At 38.4% G+C, this 14,599-nt stretch carries 17 protein-coding genes and 1 pseudogene; 6 read left to right on the forward strand and 12 right to left on the reverse strand.

The features are described 5' to 3' along the window. Window positions 1–297 precede the first annotated feature (297 nt). Window positions 298–1,086 carry a C39 family peptidase gene (locus GGC63_RS27230; RefSeq protein WP_192704989.1) on the reverse strand — a complete coding sequence of 263 codons (789 nt, stop codon included), beginning with the start codon at window positions 1,084–1,086 and terminating at the stop codon, window positions 298–300. 309 nt (window positions 1,087–1,395) lie between these two features. Between GGC63_RS27230 and GGC63_RS35420 the strand changes: the two genes are divergently transcribed. Next, window positions 1,396–1,614, forward strand: a complete 219-nt coding sequence (locus GGC63_RS35420; protein WP_412973900.1) for a histidine kinase dimerization/phospho-acceptor domain-containing protein — start codon at window positions 1,396–1,398, stop codon at window positions 1,612–1,614. A gap of 211 nt (window positions 1,615–1,825) precedes the next feature. On the opposite strand, the gene GGC63_RS27235 is transcribed toward GGC63_RS35420, so the two are convergent. The 3 genes from GGC63_RS27235 to GGC63_RS27245 form a co-directional block, all read right to left on the reverse strand. Further along, a complete protein-coding gene (locus GGC63_RS27235; protein ID WP_192704990.1) occupies window positions 1,826–2,014 on the reverse strand; it encodes a hypothetical protein in 189 nt (62 codons plus the stop codon). 305 nt (window positions 2,015–2,319) lie between these two features. Beyond that, window positions 2,320–2,883 (reverse strand): DUF6155 family protein, encoded by a 564-nt coding sequence (locus tag GGC63_RS27240; protein ID WP_192704991.1) that lies wholly within the window; start codon window positions 2,881–2,883, stop codon window positions 2,320–2,322. A 42-nt stretch (window positions 2,884–2,925) separates the two neighbouring features. Then, entirely contained in the window at window positions 2,926–5,361 is a 2,436-nt protein-coding gene (locus GGC63_RS27245; RefSeq protein ID WP_192704992.1) for a TOTE conflict system archaeo-eukaryotic primase domain-containing protein, read from the reverse strand. A gap of 520 nt (window positions 5,362–5,881) precedes the next feature. Here GGC63_RS27245 and GGC63_RS35230 point away from each other — a divergent pair. Further along, window positions 5,882–6,031: pseudogene (locus GGC63_RS35230) on the forward strand (site-specific integrase); the annotation flags it as partial. Window positions 6,032–6,043: 12 nt separating this feature from the next. Here GGC63_RS35230 and GGC63_RS35235 read toward each other — a convergent pair. Then, window positions 6,044–6,187, reverse strand: a complete 144-nt coding sequence (locus GGC63_RS35235) for a hypothetical protein (RefSeq protein ID WP_318781137.1) — start codon at window positions 6,185–6,187, stop codon at window positions 6,044–6,046. A 65-nt stretch (window positions 6,188–6,252) separates the two neighbouring features. Between GGC63_RS35235 and GGC63_RS27255 the strand changes: the two genes are divergently transcribed. Both GGC63_RS27255 and GGC63_RS27260 read left to right on the forward strand, forming a co-directional pair. Beyond that, window positions 6,253–6,495, forward strand: coding sequence for a hypothetical protein (locus GGC63_RS27255; protein ID WP_192704993.1), 243 nt, complete (start codon window positions 6,253–6,255; stop codon window positions 6,493–6,495). A 1-nt stretch (window position 6,496) separates the two neighbouring features. After that, window positions 6,497–6,889, forward strand: coding sequence for a retropepsin-like aspartic protease (locus GGC63_RS27260; protein ID WP_192704994.1), 393 nt, complete (start codon window positions 6,497–6,499; stop codon window positions 6,887–6,889). 1,044 nt (window positions 6,890–7,933) lie between these two features. On the opposite strand, the gene GGC63_RS27265 is transcribed toward GGC63_RS27260, so the two are convergent. From GGC63_RS27265 to GGC63_RS27275, 3 genes are all read right to left on the reverse strand, one after another. Then, entirely contained in the window at window positions 7,934–8,131 is a 198-nt protein-coding gene (locus tag GGC63_RS27265; protein WP_192704995.1) for a hypothetical protein, read from the reverse strand. 530 nt (window positions 8,132–8,661) lie between these two features. Further along, entirely contained in the window at window positions 8,662–9,108 is a 447-nt protein-coding gene (locus GGC63_RS35425; RefSeq protein ID WP_192704996.1) for a HEPN domain-containing protein, read from the reverse strand. Between the two features lie 71 nt (window positions 9,109–9,179). Next, window positions 9,180–9,371: a hypothetical protein gene (locus GGC63_RS27275; RefSeq protein ID WP_192704997.1), complete on the reverse strand. Its 192-nt coding sequence runs from the start codon at window positions 9,369–9,371 to the stop codon at window positions 9,180–9,182. A gap of 289 nt (window positions 9,372–9,660) precedes the next feature. Here GGC63_RS27275 and GGC63_RS27280 point away from each other — a divergent pair, with 289 nt between their 5' ends. Both GGC63_RS27280 and GGC63_RS27285 read left to right on the forward strand, forming a co-directional pair. Beyond that, entirely contained in the window at window positions 9,661–10,014 is a 354-nt protein-coding gene (locus GGC63_RS27280) for a helix-turn-helix domain-containing protein (protein ID WP_192704998.1), read from the forward strand. A 1,331-nt stretch (window positions 10,015–11,345) separates the two neighbouring features. Continuing rightward, a complete protein-coding gene (locus tag GGC63_RS27285) occupies window positions 11,346–11,807 on the forward strand; it encodes a hypothetical protein (protein ID WP_192704999.1) in 462 nt (153 codons plus the stop codon). 395 nt (window positions 11,808–12,202) lie between these two features. On the opposite strand, the gene GGC63_RS27290 is transcribed toward GGC63_RS27285, so the two are convergent. The 4 genes from GGC63_RS27290 to GGC63_RS27305 are packed head-to-tail and all read right to left on the reverse strand — an operon-like array spanning window position 12,203 to window position 14,577. Beyond that, a complete protein-coding gene (locus GGC63_RS27290; RefSeq protein ID WP_192705000.1) occupies window positions 12,203–13,024 on the reverse strand; it encodes a nucleotidyltransferase domain-containing protein in 822 nt (273 codons plus the stop codon). After that, entirely contained in the window at window positions 13,021–13,410 is a 390-nt protein-coding gene (locus tag GGC63_RS27295) for a hypothetical protein (protein WP_192705001.1), read from the reverse strand. Before GGC63_RS27295 ends, GGC63_RS27290 begins: the two co-directional genes overlap by 4 nt. 14 nt (window positions 13,411–13,424) lie before the next feature. Next, window positions 13,425–14,099, reverse strand: coding sequence for a hypothetical protein (locus tag GGC63_RS27300; RefSeq protein WP_192705002.1), 675 nt, complete (start codon window positions 14,097–14,099; stop codon window positions 13,425–13,427). Further along, entirely contained in the window at window positions 14,074–14,577 is a 504-nt protein-coding gene (locus tag GGC63_RS27305; protein WP_192705003.1) for a hypothetical protein, read from the reverse strand. The genes GGC63_RS27300 and GGC63_RS27305 overlap by 26 nt, the downstream gene beginning before the upstream one ends. Between the last annotated feature and the right edge of the window lie 22 nt (window positions 14,578–14,599).

Consider the following 14,599-nt stretch of genomic DNA (forward strand, 5'->3'; position numbering starts at 1 on the left):
TAATAGAGCTTGTCTTAAGCTCAAAATTCAATGCTAGCGAGAATTTTCATTCTCTGTTCAAACATTCACTCGTTGTTCAGTTTTCAAAGGACAATCTTCGTTCGTTTTCGACATCCGTCAAAAGCGACCTGATTAATATATCACATTCGAATTTGTTTTGCAACTAGTTTTTTTAAAGTTGCTTTCATTCGCCGGCCTATCTTGCGACCGGAATGAAAATATACCATGGTTTCCGGAGCAATGCAATGTTTTATTTTTCCATATGATCGATAATTGAATCGTCCACAACGCAGCTATTTACTTGTAGATCGTTAAAGCTTGCTTCCCAAGCTGCTCCCAGCTCTCGATGAATGGGTGCTTTGGTACCTTTTCTGCTTTTTCTCCTGTCAGCGGGTCATTGACGTACACATAATCCTTATCATAACCCACCATAAGAACCGCATGCTCATCAAACGTGGCTTCAATTAATGAACCCTCTTGAGAACGCCACTCAACCCATGATTCAGTGGGCTCGAAATTCGATGTTGTCCAAACCATCACCGGGTGGTCCTTGGCAACCTGTTCTTCTACAGCTTCAAATTCCCCGCCTGTCAGGTTAAGCACCCCATCCGTATCAATCGAATTAAGGAGATCTTCTACTGGCTTATTGTAAACACCATATCCTTTTTGATTACCGGTAATATCTCCTACAAAACCGCGATTGGGATCCCCCCACTGCTCAATGTCCCCGCCATCCCCTTCTATCAGTGGAGTTTCATCTACTGGAAGCATTCGGATTAAATCTTTTCGAGTGTAGGGGAGTTGTTCATAATCGATAAGCATCGCCAATCTTGTAATCTCACAGCCATTCAAATACTCCGGCAGCTGGGAAAGACTATCCACATCGATGAGATGCTCAGCCATCATTATGGGCTCTTCTTTTATCTCAGTTGGAGCTTCAAATAGGTAAGATGGCTCTGAAGGAGATTCAGCGGCCGAGTAATCCAAAGCGTCTGCAGTACTAAACATTTGACGATAGCTATCATCAGGGAACAGCATGAAAACGGCATATAGGAGGCCTAACCCCAAACTTCGCAAGATCGTCATAAGGTCACCACGTTTCTCGATAACTATCATTATTTTTCATTTAACTGTGTCCTCTACTATTTGTCAATTTACAAGGAACGGTTGATTTGACAGTAGGATCAGGTAGGAGTCACGAAGATGCAATTTACATACTTGTGAATCCGTCTATTTTTTTAAAAAAACATGCTATATTGAAAATCGGAGCAAAGTGTCGAAATAATAGTATAAAGTCATTGTAGAAGAACTAGCACTCACATAGTAAAAAACGACTGCGGGTATCGAAGAAAGGATAAGGAATGAATTTTAACACGAAGATGTTAAAAGAGACGAATCAAATTATCAAAAGAAAGGAGCAACAGAAGCTCGACCTCCGGCCTTACCCATGAAATTAAAAATCCTCCTACTATCGTTATGGGATATTTGGATATTTTGGCAGGCAATAACGAATTAAATACAAAGGTCAAGGACATGATTGACCAAATTCAAGTGGCGGGCTCGCACATGAATAGCGTGATCACTCATTACGAGCAAGTTCATCAAGAGCGGTAAAATCCATGCATCGGAAACCGAAATTATGGAAATTATTAAGGAAGCACTGCATCGAGGCCATGGAGGAAAAGGAACACAAAAGCATTACAATCAGAGCCAGCAGCAATGACAATGAAATCCATCAAATTGGGTTTCATCTTTTATTTGTCGACTGGCAAGCTCCAGTTGCCGAATCCGGGCATTCAACTGCACAACCTGCCGCATCGCCTCTTTATCCTTTTCTTTGGCAAAATACAGCTCCGTCTTGCCCCTTCAGATCCCGGTTTAAATGTTGATTCGTCGTTTGAAGGGACGCAAGCTTTTCTGTTTTAGCAGCTCCAGCCTTCTCTAATTTTTCAATGACCCTTTTCAATTGTTCTATTTGCTGAACGAGTCGTTCTAATTTTACATCCGAAATCATCGTTCCTTCTTCGCTTGACTCTTCCCCCACGTTAGATGCTTGCTGCCTCTGCTTCATCTTCTCAAAAAGATGTTTTTCGTCGACTCTCTGTGGCTCTTATTTGTTTCTGCTACTTTCTAGAAAAATCGTGTATTTGTCTAATACAAATGTTGGATGACATCACTATATCAGAGAATATATGTTCGTGCACATAAAAGAAAAAACTTACAAAAGCGAAATATCGCCCTGTAAGTCCTTAATGCTCCAGTGTCGGGTTATTCAGATCTCTTCGTTCGAAATAGTTCAAATCTCGCTTTTGCAACGCCCTAATCATCCTCTGGATCTTCTTCATAATCTGCGGCAAATTCGTAAAATAAATCCGCTAGTTCATCATGGAATCCCCAACCGATTCCACTCGTATTTTGAACAATTGCCCTTAGTCTCTCCTGAAATACGTAATATAGACCGTTACCGTGATCACTACTAATTTTATTTAATGCGTTTTGATACATGGAAACCATACTAGCATAATATGATGCATACATATCACCGAAATCGTTAGTAAACTCCACGCCCAACTCTACATAATAGATCATTAAATCTATGGTTCTGGCTTGGTTATTGCTTAGCTTGGTGAACTCAGAAATCGCCTTCTTAGCTTCTGCCAGTTTAAGCTTCGGTTCACCGCGATCAGGATAAAACTGGTGCAAAATTTTCTTTTTTGTTTCATCAAATAGCTGGTTTTCGGTACTTTCAGGCTCCAGCATCATGTGAATGTATTTCTTTACATCCGGACTGGATTTATAACAATCGATAATAATGGAGACTAGCTCTTCGGTTTTGTATGTTTTTAATTGCTTTTTAAGCTCTGGAAGTGACAGCTTGGTCATATTGAATCTCTTCCCTTCATTGATAGAGATGGTTTTGCTCCCTTATAGTTCCATCCCGCTATATCCCATGGCGCGAAAGCCTTTTATCCTTTTCCTATACATACTCATTAGAAGTGGCACCTGGATATCGACATCATCATAAATCTGCACATCTTGCTTATTTGCATGTGATCTGTGCAGCCTTCCCGCATATTGTTGCAAGTTTCCTTTCCAGGAGATCGGATGAACTAAAAATAACGTATCCAGCCTAGCATCGTCAAATCCTTCGCCAATCAATTTACCGGTAGCAATAAAGACACGCTCCTCCGTATTAGGAATGCCTGCTATCCGCTGCCGCAGCTCCTCTCGCTGCTTTTTCCCCATTCCTCCGCGCAGCACGATCACATTTTTAGCAAACTTCTCCAACTTCTTTTCAAAATATTCAACATGTGCTGTTCGTTCAGTGAGTAGAAGTGGTGATCTCCCTTGATCTAAACACTTAAGAAGATCGTCAAAAATGAGCTCATTCCTTTTCTCGTCTTCAACCAACAGTTGATAGATTGTTTGTATAGAGGGGTTTGCCATTTGTAAAGGCAACTGAAAAGATGTGTACCTTGGCAATACTTTATGTTCGAATCCTCTTGCAAAAGCTTGAGACTTCGCATCAATTTTAGTCCGAATAGGACCGCACTGCATAAGTACAATAGGCTGCTGCCCGTCCTGCCTTGTTGGAGTAGCCGTCAGACCAACGACATATTTAGCACTTGCCTTTTTCAGCACTTGCTCAAAGCTAAACGCCGATATATGATGACATTCGTCAATCATGATCTGTCCATACTCAGTCAAGTATTCTTTAATTTGACCTTTATTGTTTAAGCTTTGAATGACAGCTATATCGATAATACCTGTCCGCTTTTCCTTTCCGCCGCCAATAACACCAATATCTTTGGTAGCTAGATCTAGAAATGTACTTAATCTTTCCTTCCATTGATCCATCAACTCACGGCGATGTACCAAAACTAACGTATTCACTTTTCTAGAAGCGATTATGGAAGCACCTACCACCGTTTTTCCAAAGGCTGTCGTAGCGGAAAGAATTCCCGTCTCATGAGCAAGGATTGATCTAGCCGCGGCATCCTGCAGAATTGAAAGTTGACCAATAAAATTTACGTCTACTTCTATTCCTTTGTTTCTCTCATCAGCTATAGATAGTTCCACACCATATTTCCCAAACAAATTTTCAACTAATTGCAGACAACCTCTTGGTAGAGCAATATGATTAGGAAAGTCCTCAGCACAGCCTATTACACGTGGCTTTCCGTACGTAGGCAAACGCATAGCTTGAGTTTTATAGAAGTCAGGATTTTGAAAGGATGCAAGCCTCCTGATTTGATTAATTATCCTTGCCGGTATGCCATTCTTCTCAATATATATCATATTCGAAAGGGTGAGATGTACCTTCGATGGTAGTGCAATATCGACTCGTGCTTCTTCAAAATCCAGTTGCTGTTTTTCCCATGGTCTATCCTCATCCATCTCTTCATCCCAAAGAGAGACGTTAAGAACTTTGGAGTTCCTTGTCAATTCATGTACTTTAGCCTCAACCTGGGACAAAGTCATTTTCCTTAAACCAGATAAAAACCTCCACTGATCCTCATACGGTGTAAAATATTCGTCTACGAAAACACTATTCCCTTCTTTCCGAGGACCCCCTTGCAGGGGCAGAGCTATCAAATTGCCGAAGCCGCCTTTAGGCATTGTATCTTGATTAGGGAATAAGCGATCGTAGGAATCCAGACCAAGCTCGTATCTATTTTCCATTGTCTTAGTTAAAAGAGCACATCCCAATTTTCGAGCCAAGCTTGCTTCTAGCGGCCGATCAAAAAATATCCATATATGCCCCCCATTCCCTGATCGGGAACGCTCCAATGCCGCCGGCACCTTCAGATCCATAACAGCAGCAGCATCTAGCTTCCAATTTTGCTTATCAAAATCAATAGCGAGAAACCAGCATGTTTCGTCCTCAAGCATCGGGTAAACCCCGATAGTCCGGTTTATCTTAGCATTGAGATGATTAGAAATAACCTCATCAGTTATAGGAAGAAACTCTCTATGAGAACAGTCTGAACATTTAATTTGAGGCTTCTTACATACAGAGGACCATTCGTTTTTACACGCCGGTGAATAACCTGACTTTCCTGTTTTACCTTCCCACCGTTTAGGAAATACATCTTCACGACCACGAAAAAGACTTCGAAATAACGCAATTTTTTCGCTAGGAGTAGAGTAATTATAGATGGTTCCTTTTTCGTATTCTATCCTGGTGAAAGTATCCTTTGCCATAAGAGCATCATTAAGAATAGGAGGATGACTAATGTCAATTAAATCCGGACCATTATTTAAAATGTCAGCAAGTCTTTGTTTTAATTGAGAATTCTCCTGGTTCAACCGTTCTATTTCTTTCAGAGCAATCTCAAGCCGTTTTTCAAGGTCCTTCATATTTCCTCCAATAATGAGCGTTACTAAGATTAGTTTATCATAGGAGGAATTGAGAATAGAATAAAAATACGCCAATTCACATAATGATTGGCGGTAGCTTAATAATGATAGACTAACAATGAGACTCTAAGAACCGAGGGTGTGAAAATAAAAGCATTCATAATCAAGATATCCGACATCATGAAAAAATAAGACGAAGAACTTCAAACTGCAAACCGTCAACTTATTCAAGAGAAAGGGAAATCGGTGTGCAGGAAGCCCTCGAAATGGGCTTGCCTAAAATACACTTTACAGAGGGGCCTATCTCCACGTATTTCGAGGCTCGATCACTTCAGCTTGCGCTTGCTGTTCTATGCCCGTCTACCGTTAGCCTTTAAAAAACTAAGGAACCCAAGACCAAAGCATCTAAACGTAAAGTTGCCCCCCCCTTCCATGCTGGAAGAATTGAGGGAGTATCATTTATACAAGCTTGATTAGTGCGATAAACGGAGATAGGTGGCAAGGCGGTGAATACAATTTTATGTTTTGTCATACTGACGGTAAACCATTTCATCAAGAACGTCCTTACCTATGGTTTCGTGCTTTCCTTAAGAAGAACAATTCGAGGTACATCAAATTCCATACGCTCCGGCATACGAGCGCCACGCTATCGATCAACCAAGGTGTTCATGCAAAAATTATCTCAGAGCGATTTGGCCTCGGCAATATTCAAGTAATGATGAATACCTATGGATTTGCTCTTCGGTCTACTGATAAAGCTGCTGCTGACAAATTCGAATCTATTCTGACCGGAAGAAAAGGACAAGACGAATAATACTCGCACCACCCTATTAGCCCCCGAAAGTATGGTATAATGGAAAAAGAAAATACCCGTTAGCGAGGTGTTATGGTATGCAATGGCAAGAGGTTCGTAATATTTACCCCGATCAATATGTCCTTCTTGAAATCTTAAATTCTCATACAGAAGACAGTGTTCAATATGTTGATGAAGTCGCATTAATCAAAGCAATCCAAGATCCTGACGAGGCGACCAAGGAGTTATTAAAGTGTAAAAACAACAACATCGTTTATCATACCGGCCAAGAAATGATAGCCATTGAACTAAGAAAAAATCCGTTCTACAGGAGCCGGTAAGATGCAGATCGATCTTGTCGATAATATACTGCAAACATCAATGACACTAAATTACAGAGGGCGATCCTTAACAATTGATAATTTGGTCATTGATACTGGCGCGGCGCACTCATTCATCTCCTCTGATATCGTGTTAGATATAGGCATCAAGTTTGAAAACGGAGATAAGCTGGTACGAAGCTTTGGAATCGGTGGAGACGAATACTCTTTCAGAAAGCAAGTCGATCATATCCAGCTTGGTGATTTTGTTCTAAAGGACATCGGATTAGATTTCGGAGTGTTCAATGAGGATATAAACTATATTAGCGGCCTAATCGGATTAGATATTCTGAAAAGCGGTAACATGATCATCAACCTTCATCGGATGCAGATGTATCCGGCAAACTCTAAATAGAACTGAAATGGGGACGCGATTTTGATTGCGTCCCCATTCCGTCCCCAACTATCCCCCGTAACTCACTCAAAACCCTTATAAACCACGGTACAAACTGCTTCCACATGCACCGTATGCGAAGTCAAAAAACGAGTTTATAGAGACTGTTATAGTCCGCTAAAGCCTTGATTTTACTGGGTTTTTGACGTTCGCGTTTTGTTCGCTTAAGCTCGTTTTAGTTAGTTTAGGAGAGGTTTTTTCACCAATTTTACACCAACTTTTTGATAGTTTTTATCTACACTTTTCACAGAAGACTTTTACACCAGTTTTAATATGTACCCAAGTGAAATTACACTGGGTTCATGTCAAGCAATTAATACATGCACTGAAAGAGAAACAGATGGCTCCAGCGGTATTTCTAAGTGGATTAGGACATAAGAGGATACCTCTGCCTTTCATAAAGCGATGTAACAGCTCAAAAAATAGAGTTATACTACGAAAGATTCATATTTGGGGTAGACTCCGGATTTGGAAAAACCCATTATTAATAATGGTTTTCGGCATCTGTTTCTGTCAAAATCATACTCATGCCGCCTCTCCCGCTTACAGACGCAAGGCTATTCCCTTCTTTTTGCATCCGCTCACTTTCCCACTCCAAATAAGCAAAGTCGTAATAAGAAGCAGAGGAAATAGGGGTTAAAAACAAAAAACGGATCAAATAAAGTAATTAAATTCGTCCATCGGCGCAGGAATACAGGGAACTTTAGTTAAGAGTCTCTGAGAAAAGAATCGGGGAAAGGCCTAGTATATAAGGGGATTCTTCGGCTTGAACGACATATCCGTGTATGTACAGCTTATGGTCCAAGTCAAGCGACCGTTGCTCGGGGCAACGCGATTCTTCCAGCATACGCTTTAATTCTCTTTGAAGTTCCTCGGCCGCAGCTTGATGGCTTGCTTTTCGCAAATCCAGTCTTTTTTAGAAGAGCCCCGCAAATCTACCCAACTTATTGGTTTGCGCCTATCTCGTTTAATTCTTCCAAGTACCTGATTTGCTTGGCTTGCTGCTCAACAAGCTCCTATTTGCTGAACGAGTCGTTCCAATTTTACATCCGAAATCATCGTTCCTTCTTTGCTTGACTCTTCCCCCATGTTAGATGCTTGCTGCCACTGCTTCATCTTCTCAAAAAGCTGTTTCTTCGCCGACTCTCTGTGACTCTTATTTATTTCTGCTACTTTCTTCATTTGCGATACAAACGGATGCATATCTATTCCCCCTCGTCTTTATTTCTACGGAAAGAGGATCCTCCGTTAACGTTTTGAACTCCTAAAAGCAGACTTATTATTTTGCCAGTGCAATCACCAATGCGACGATACTAATAATCAACGCAGCTATATTGTTGATATTCGTTGCTATTTTCATATTTTCAGCCCCTTATATGAAAAAAGATCTTCGTATTTGCATAATACAAATGTTGAATGACGTCACCTTGTCAGAGAATATATGTTCGTGCACATGAACAAAAGAAAAAACTTACAAAAGCGAAGTATCGCCCTGTAAGTTCTTACTGTTCCAGCTCTCGATGATCTGATGCGCCAGTTATTTAGATCTCTTCGTTTGAAATAGTTCAAGTCTTGCTTTTCAATGCCTTAATTCATCCTCAGGATCTTCTTCATAATCTGCGGCAAATTCGTAAAATAAATCCGCTAGATCATCATGGAATCCCCAACCGATTCCACTCGTATTTTGAACCATTGCCCTTAGCCTTTCCTGAAATATATAGAATAAGGTCGTTTCATTCTTTCCAGGCCAGGACGCACCGATATGGGGCTTCGTCCCGGTCTACCACTTTTGCCGATAGATGCTGCAGTATTCTTTCCGTTTTCATCAAAAGCTTACGCATATGTTCCTCCGAAGGCGGATTTGAGACTAAGCTAGCATCATGAACAAATAAGAGAAGGTTATTTAAAAATAACTCCGCGTTCAAGTCCAATTCGCCGCGTAATTGAAGATTCCTTATTATATATTCGTACGAATGCTGGAACGGAGGGTGATTGCCGTTAACCTTGATATAGAGCGCTCTAAGCATGGCTTTCACCGACATCCCTGCAAGAGTCACACATTCCTTATGCATGTCATGATCAAGAAATATAAAGGCCTGTGATATGTATCGCTGAGATTGTTCATGCCAAATCTGGATATCCGACAACAAGCTTAACTGGTTGATTGACGTCGCTGACATTTCAAATCGTTATCCAAAATACTCATTTTGGAAATCCCCCCGTTTCTTCTTTAGCAAACCTGCAGTTCCACTTACTCAAAAATGATAGCAATCCATATAGGATCATCAAGAATCATTTCAATCCGGGCAATTTTGTAGCTCATCGCTTCGTATGAAACAACATTCACCATCTGAAGAAGAAGCAGAAGCTCCGATATATTGCTGACCTGCTTCTCAATATATGTATCGTTAGGGAGTAACCATCGGACTTTTGAACCATTCATGATGATATCCCGCTCCTTCTTAGTTGGACATCTAATCCTGGATTAAGAATAAAAATTCTTCATTTTCTGCAGTTGAAAGCACTTTAAACCTCTCTGAGCTTGTCTCATAAGTGTCTATTCCCTGCATAAAATGTTAAGGCTAGAAAACATATATGATCTTATTAATGAATCAAAGGATAACAACTACAATAAATATATCACTTATAAGTGTACTTTTCAACTTTATACACCGATAATGGGATTCCAATTTAAGTCAAGCTCTCCTACGCTTATATTGAGGTGATTCGATTTGTCTAGTCTAAGAAAATTAATTGGTGAAAGAATAAGATATATTCGAAAACTAAAAGGGCTAACGCAAGAAGAATTGAGTGAAAAAGCCCAAATTCGATATACATATCTAAGTGACGTTGAACGCGGCGATCGAAATGCCTCTCTGGATTCTCTCGAAAAAATAATCCGCGCTCTTGATATTCAAACCAGCGACTTATTTGATTTCAGTGAGCTTCATGTAGACCAGACTAATCTTGAATTAAAGGATACCTTAGAGGTCCACTATAATTTTTTAAAAAGTAAGAATATCGAAGACGTGAAAATGATTCATCGGATTACTAAGGAAATATTTAAATCCATTGAATCTAAATAGGACAGAATTACAAAAAAAGATGGCTCCTGACAAATCAAGGAGTCATCTTTGGTTATATATAGCGATAAGTGTTTTTCACTTGACTAACCCTTATCATCGAGGCTTATAGGCAAATGCCTGAAGGAGTAGCTTCCTTAACTTATCGGTTCTGCAGGGAATGTTCCCTTCACTTAATCTAATACTTTCCTCGCCTTTAATTAGCCGCGGCAACAAACCCGTTTAATGTCACGTTGTTTTAATCTTTGAAAGTTCTCTTGTGCCTTTACTCTAACTCTAAAGCTTTCAAGCAAAATTCTTTTATTATTTGCACTTCTTAGCCTCATCGGTATTTCGCTAGTTTAATCTGGAATGGCGGCTGTGATTTGATTTTTTTCTGCTTCCTCGGATATAAAGGATCTTCAGCCAATAGAATTTAATCGCTCCACATGTACTGTATGCGGGTCAAAAAGCGAGTTTTATAGAAACTGTTACAGTCCGCTGAAGCCTTGATTTTACTGGTTTTTTGATGTTCGCATTATGTCCGCTTGGGCTGGTTTTTTTAGTTTAGGAGAGGGTTTTTCGCCAATTTTACACCAAATTTTCCGAAAATAGTACGTAATACACTTAAAAAACATACGTGCACCTATTAGAAATTTATATGGGTTCATGTTTAAAAAATTCACGTATCTCCGATTGGGTGCATGTTAATTAAACAATGGAAATACATGTACCCAACTAAGATACATTTAATTTTAACCTATATAGATCAAGGCTAAAATGACATTACATGTACCCAAAGGGATACCTTTTAACTTTTCGATGTGATATCCACCCCAATTATCAGACCATATCTCCAAATATTTCTGATATATAAAACTGCTAAATCAAGAAATAGCAAGGCTCGAACAATGTAAGATCCCCAAGAGTAACACCAATTCGATTTATGGACATATGGATGCATGTAGCATTATTTATGAATTTCAATTCAAAATGTTCAGTTTTGATTTTTCAAACCAACTTGGATCTTCTCTTCCAACTGTATTTCGATACATTGCCTGATATGGATGAATATTTCGGTGCGGCAGAGCCACTTGGTTAATGAGTGAGAGCCAAAGTGTTATCGAATTAGAACCAGCATTTTAGTGGGAAGAGCCATCAATGAGTGATGTCTCCCAAAACTTCAACTATTTGCTTCCAATCTATGCCCACCCCCCCGCCGTCCGGACCCAGTTTCTCATCTTCATACAAGAGCAGTCCTGAAACTTGTCAATCAGCCATGAAAATATGATAAGATTGATAAGATAAAGTTGGCCAAAAAGCAATAGATTATATTCATGAGAAGGGTGACAAAAATGGGAATTAATATACAACTTGATAAAAGCATTGGAAGACTTGGAGCAATGTATAGATTAGTGTTACTTGGAGCAATTACACACATTTTTAATGTTTTGGAGGAATCTAGTGAAGATATTACGTGGATCATATTTGCTGAAAACGTTAGCCCAACAAATAGACCAAGGAACATCCTGTATCATAGAAAATACTTATACGGTTTCTGTTATACAGATACTAATACAATCTGGATATCTGACAAAGCGATACAATCTATAGGAAATTTAGAAGCAACTTATCGAATGCGAAAAATAAATGGAATTCTCGGTGGAGGACTTCAACGTAATTTATTAGTAGATGTAATTCTTGATGAATTGACACACATAAGAACAAAACAAGATCATGGATCTAGAGCTTATGAGAATAAACTTCGAAAATACAAGGCTAAATATTATCGTGGGACAGATTTATTATTCGAATAAACAACTGCAAACGGCGGCGGCCGGAACATAAGGACGAAAGGGAAACGGAGAGGATCCTCGGCCCGGACCAATTGCCTAGAGCACGTTCGGCCGTCCTATCATGGAATTGCTGATGTGGTATGCATTTGGCGCTAAAGAGGTGAAGGTCGGTCTCACTAGTGCGCCTAGCATCTCGTTGAACTTCCGGGATGGGTAGCGACGGCGGCCTGTCAAATTGCACTCGCACACTAGCCTCGTCTCGCGGAACTCCATGAAGGGCCATGGCGGCCGCCGGCCTGAAGTCCACACGAATAACCGGCTCTTTCTCTGAGCCGGTTATTCGTAGTTGGGATTGGAATAGCACTTAATCTTTATATTCTCGGTATATTTTAAGAACGTATTATGTCCCTAATTTTCTACGATGTGTAGAGCTTCTTAAGATAGTTATTTATATAGGAAAACACTGAATCAGTAATATCTGATAACTCTTCCTTATTCATATCCTCTATGTAATTAATATTATTATAAATAATACTAAAAGGCTCCTGAATTTCATCTAGTTGTTTATCTAATTCGGGTCTACTCTTAGGAACCAGCTCTTTTGAAATTAAAATTATTCTAGCAGTTTGAATAATTAATTTTTTTATATATTTTCTCCCTAAAGCTAAATCATTTCCTAATAAAGCATCATATATTCGAGGAACAATAATATTAATATATGAAAACTTGTTTTGCATTTCATCTTTTTTTATTTTATTAATCGGATTTTGATAATAATTCACGATATAATTCTTATCAAACAAAAGCAATCCATATTTGATCGCCCATATAAAAAATTCTTTACCCTCCAAGTATGCCTCATGAAACTGCTTTTTTAATCTATATACAATATTAATATCTCTGAATACACTCTTGTATGCTAGCTTATCCGTTTTTACTTTCTTATTAAGTATAACTATGATATCTACGTCGCTTTTTTCAGAATATAGTCCTCTTGCAACAGATCCAACCAGCAGAATCGATACAATGCTGACTTTATCTAACAGTAATTGATTAACTATGCGAACTATCTCAGAGTATAAGAGAGCATCACAAACTTTATATAGCTTTAACCAATCACTTGTTATTTTAGCATTTCCGATAAGTGGATTGGAAAAATCTAAACCTATCTTTTCATAGTCATAATCACTTGATTCAAAATGACGCAATAGTTGGTCAATATTTACAATTTGCATCATAATTTCCCTTCTTGTTTTAGGTAAGCTTCTACCTCTTGTACTAATATACATATTTCATTAAATATATCTCTTACTTCATCAAACGAAAATTGTTCTTCACCACTTCCAATATACGTTTCCCCACGATGAAACTCATACGCTTTTTCTAAATAAATTGAATAATCTTTTGACAAAATTCCTTTTGCTGCGAAACGCTTCATCGAGGTTACCAACATAAAAAAATTCATTTCACTTACACCATTAATAGCCATTCGAAGTATATTTATTGCATTTTCGCCTATAACGGAAATCCGGAATGGCAATTCCCTTTTCTCACCGATTGTTACAAGTTCAGTTCCCTTATCAACATGATATCGAATTTTACTTTCCCATAAATCTTTATACATTATACCTACTCCTATTACAAATTAGACATGATTTCTTGAAATACTGTTGGTTTTATAATCCTAGAATACGCTTCGTTTATTGTTCGCGGTGAATAAATCGCTAATAAAGTGCATATACATTGAAGTACTTCTTTTAAATAATCATTCCATATTGTAAATTTTCCGGAATCAAATTCGAGTTGCCAAGAATCACGAAGGTTTTGTTCCCACTTTGTCGGATTAGAGTGAGTATATTGACTGAGGCTTTTAAATATATTACTTATATCCTGTTTTAACTGTGTATTAAAAGGATTACTCCAGTGTCGAATTTCTGGAAAGGAATAAACACTATCAAGTTTTTGAGAGAATCGAAACTCACTTGCGCCTGCTAACCAATTATGGAAATCAGAAGGATTTTTGTCGAAATGCATGCCAAACACAATTAACTCTACGACTTTCCTTAACGAGTCCATGGCCAGACTATATAAGCCGTTAAGAGCGCAAAGTGCTGATTGTTCTAAACATAAAATACTTTCGATTAATGTGTATAAAATAGCTTCCTTTTCTTTATGGGTGATATAGTAGCTATTAATTATATCCTTTAAAGATTTCAAATTCTCTTCAAAATCATTAATTTCAGCTTGTTTATCAACTTTTGATCTTAAATAAATATCTATACTTTGGTTAATTAGAGTTTCTATTGTGCTCATTAACTAGGTCACCTATCTTTTTCAATGCCAACTCAACAGCATCAATCGTATCGGTACTTTCCATATCAAACTCTAAATCAGCATCAATTTTATTTAATTCTTTTTCAATCCATTCTATACTTTCCTCTATGGATATTTCATAGCTCCATTTAATATATGCTTCCCTCTTTTTAACCCTTTCTAATGCCGTAGACTTTGAACACAGTAGTTTTATTACAAAGATAATTCTCCCATTCTTCAAGTCATTTCTTATAAGTTTATCCATTCTTTTACTCAGCCCAGTTGAGACAAAAATATATTCATCTAAAGTATCTAATAAATTAATTATTTTAGACCATGCTGATGAATCATCTTGTTTAGAACTCTCCAAAAAATTATGAGTACTAAACACAGATATATTTAGTTTCTCAGATAGTTGCTTTGCAAATGCCGCTTTACCGGCAGCTATTTGACCACAAACATAAATTGAAATTTTCATTCTATCACCTCAAATATATTAT

The sequence above is a fragment of the Paenibacillus sp. OAS669 genome (genome assembly GCF_014873645.1).
GTDB lineage: Bacteria > Bacillota > Bacilli > Paenibacillales > NBRC-103111 > Paenibacillus_S > Paenibacillus_S vulneris.

Bases quoted from the DNA above. Each gene is read 5' to 3' on its own strand.
- GGC63_RS35425 (WP_192704996.1), bottom strand. From the start codon at position 9,108: ATGTCAGCGACGTCAATCAACCAGTTAAGCTTGTTGTCGGATATCCAG.
- GGC63_RS27235 (WP_192704990.1), bottom strand. From the start codon at position 2,014: ATGATTTCGGATGTAAAATTAGAACGACTCGTTCAGCAAATAGAACAA.
- GGC63_RS27265 (WP_192704995.1), bottom strand. From the start codon at position 8,131: ATGCATCCGTTTGTATCGCAAATGAAGAAAGTAGCAGAAATAAATAAG.
- GGC63_RS27245 (WP_192704992.1), bottom strand. From the start codon at position 5,361: ATGAAGGACCTTGAAAAACGGCTTGAGATTGCTCTGAAAGAAATAGAA.
- GGC63_RS27275 (WP_192704997.1), bottom strand. From the start codon at position 9,371: ATGAATGGTTCAAAAGTCCGATGGTTACTCCCTAACGATACATATATT.
- GGC63_RS27240 (WP_192704991.1), bottom strand. From the start codon at position 2,883: ATGACCAAGCTGTCACTTCCAGAGCTTAAAAAGCAATTAAAAACATAC.
- GGC63_RS27295 (WP_192705001.1), bottom strand. From the start codon at position 13,410: ATGTATAAAGATTTATGGGAAAGTAAAATTCGATATCATGTTGATAAG.
- GGC63_RS27285 (WP_192704999.1), top strand. From the start codon at position 11,346: ATGGGAATTAATATACAACTTGATAAAAGCATTGGAAGACTTGGAGCA.
- GGC63_RS27305 (WP_192705003.1), bottom strand. From the start codon at position 14,577: ATGAAAATTTCAATTTATGTTTGTGGTCAAATAGCTGCCGGTAAAGCG.
- GGC63_RS27255 (WP_192704993.1), top strand. From the start codon at position 6,253: ATGCAATGGCAAGAGGTTCGTAATATTTACCCCGATCAATATGTCCTT.
- GGC63_RS27230 (WP_192704989.1), bottom strand. From the start codon at position 1,086: ATGACGATCTTGCGAAGTTTGGGGTTAGGCCTCCTATATGCCGTTTTC.
- GGC63_RS27300 (WP_192705002.1), bottom strand. From the start codon at position 14,099: ATGAGCACAATAGAAACTCTAATTAACCAAAGTATAGATATTTATTTA.
- GGC63_RS27260 (WP_192704994.1), top strand. From the start codon at position 6,497: ATGCAGATCGATCTTGTCGATAATATACTGCAAACATCAATGACACTA.
- GGC63_RS27290 (WP_192705000.1), bottom strand. From the start codon at position 13,024: ATGATGCAAATTGTAAATATTGACCAACTATTGCGTCATTTTGAATCA.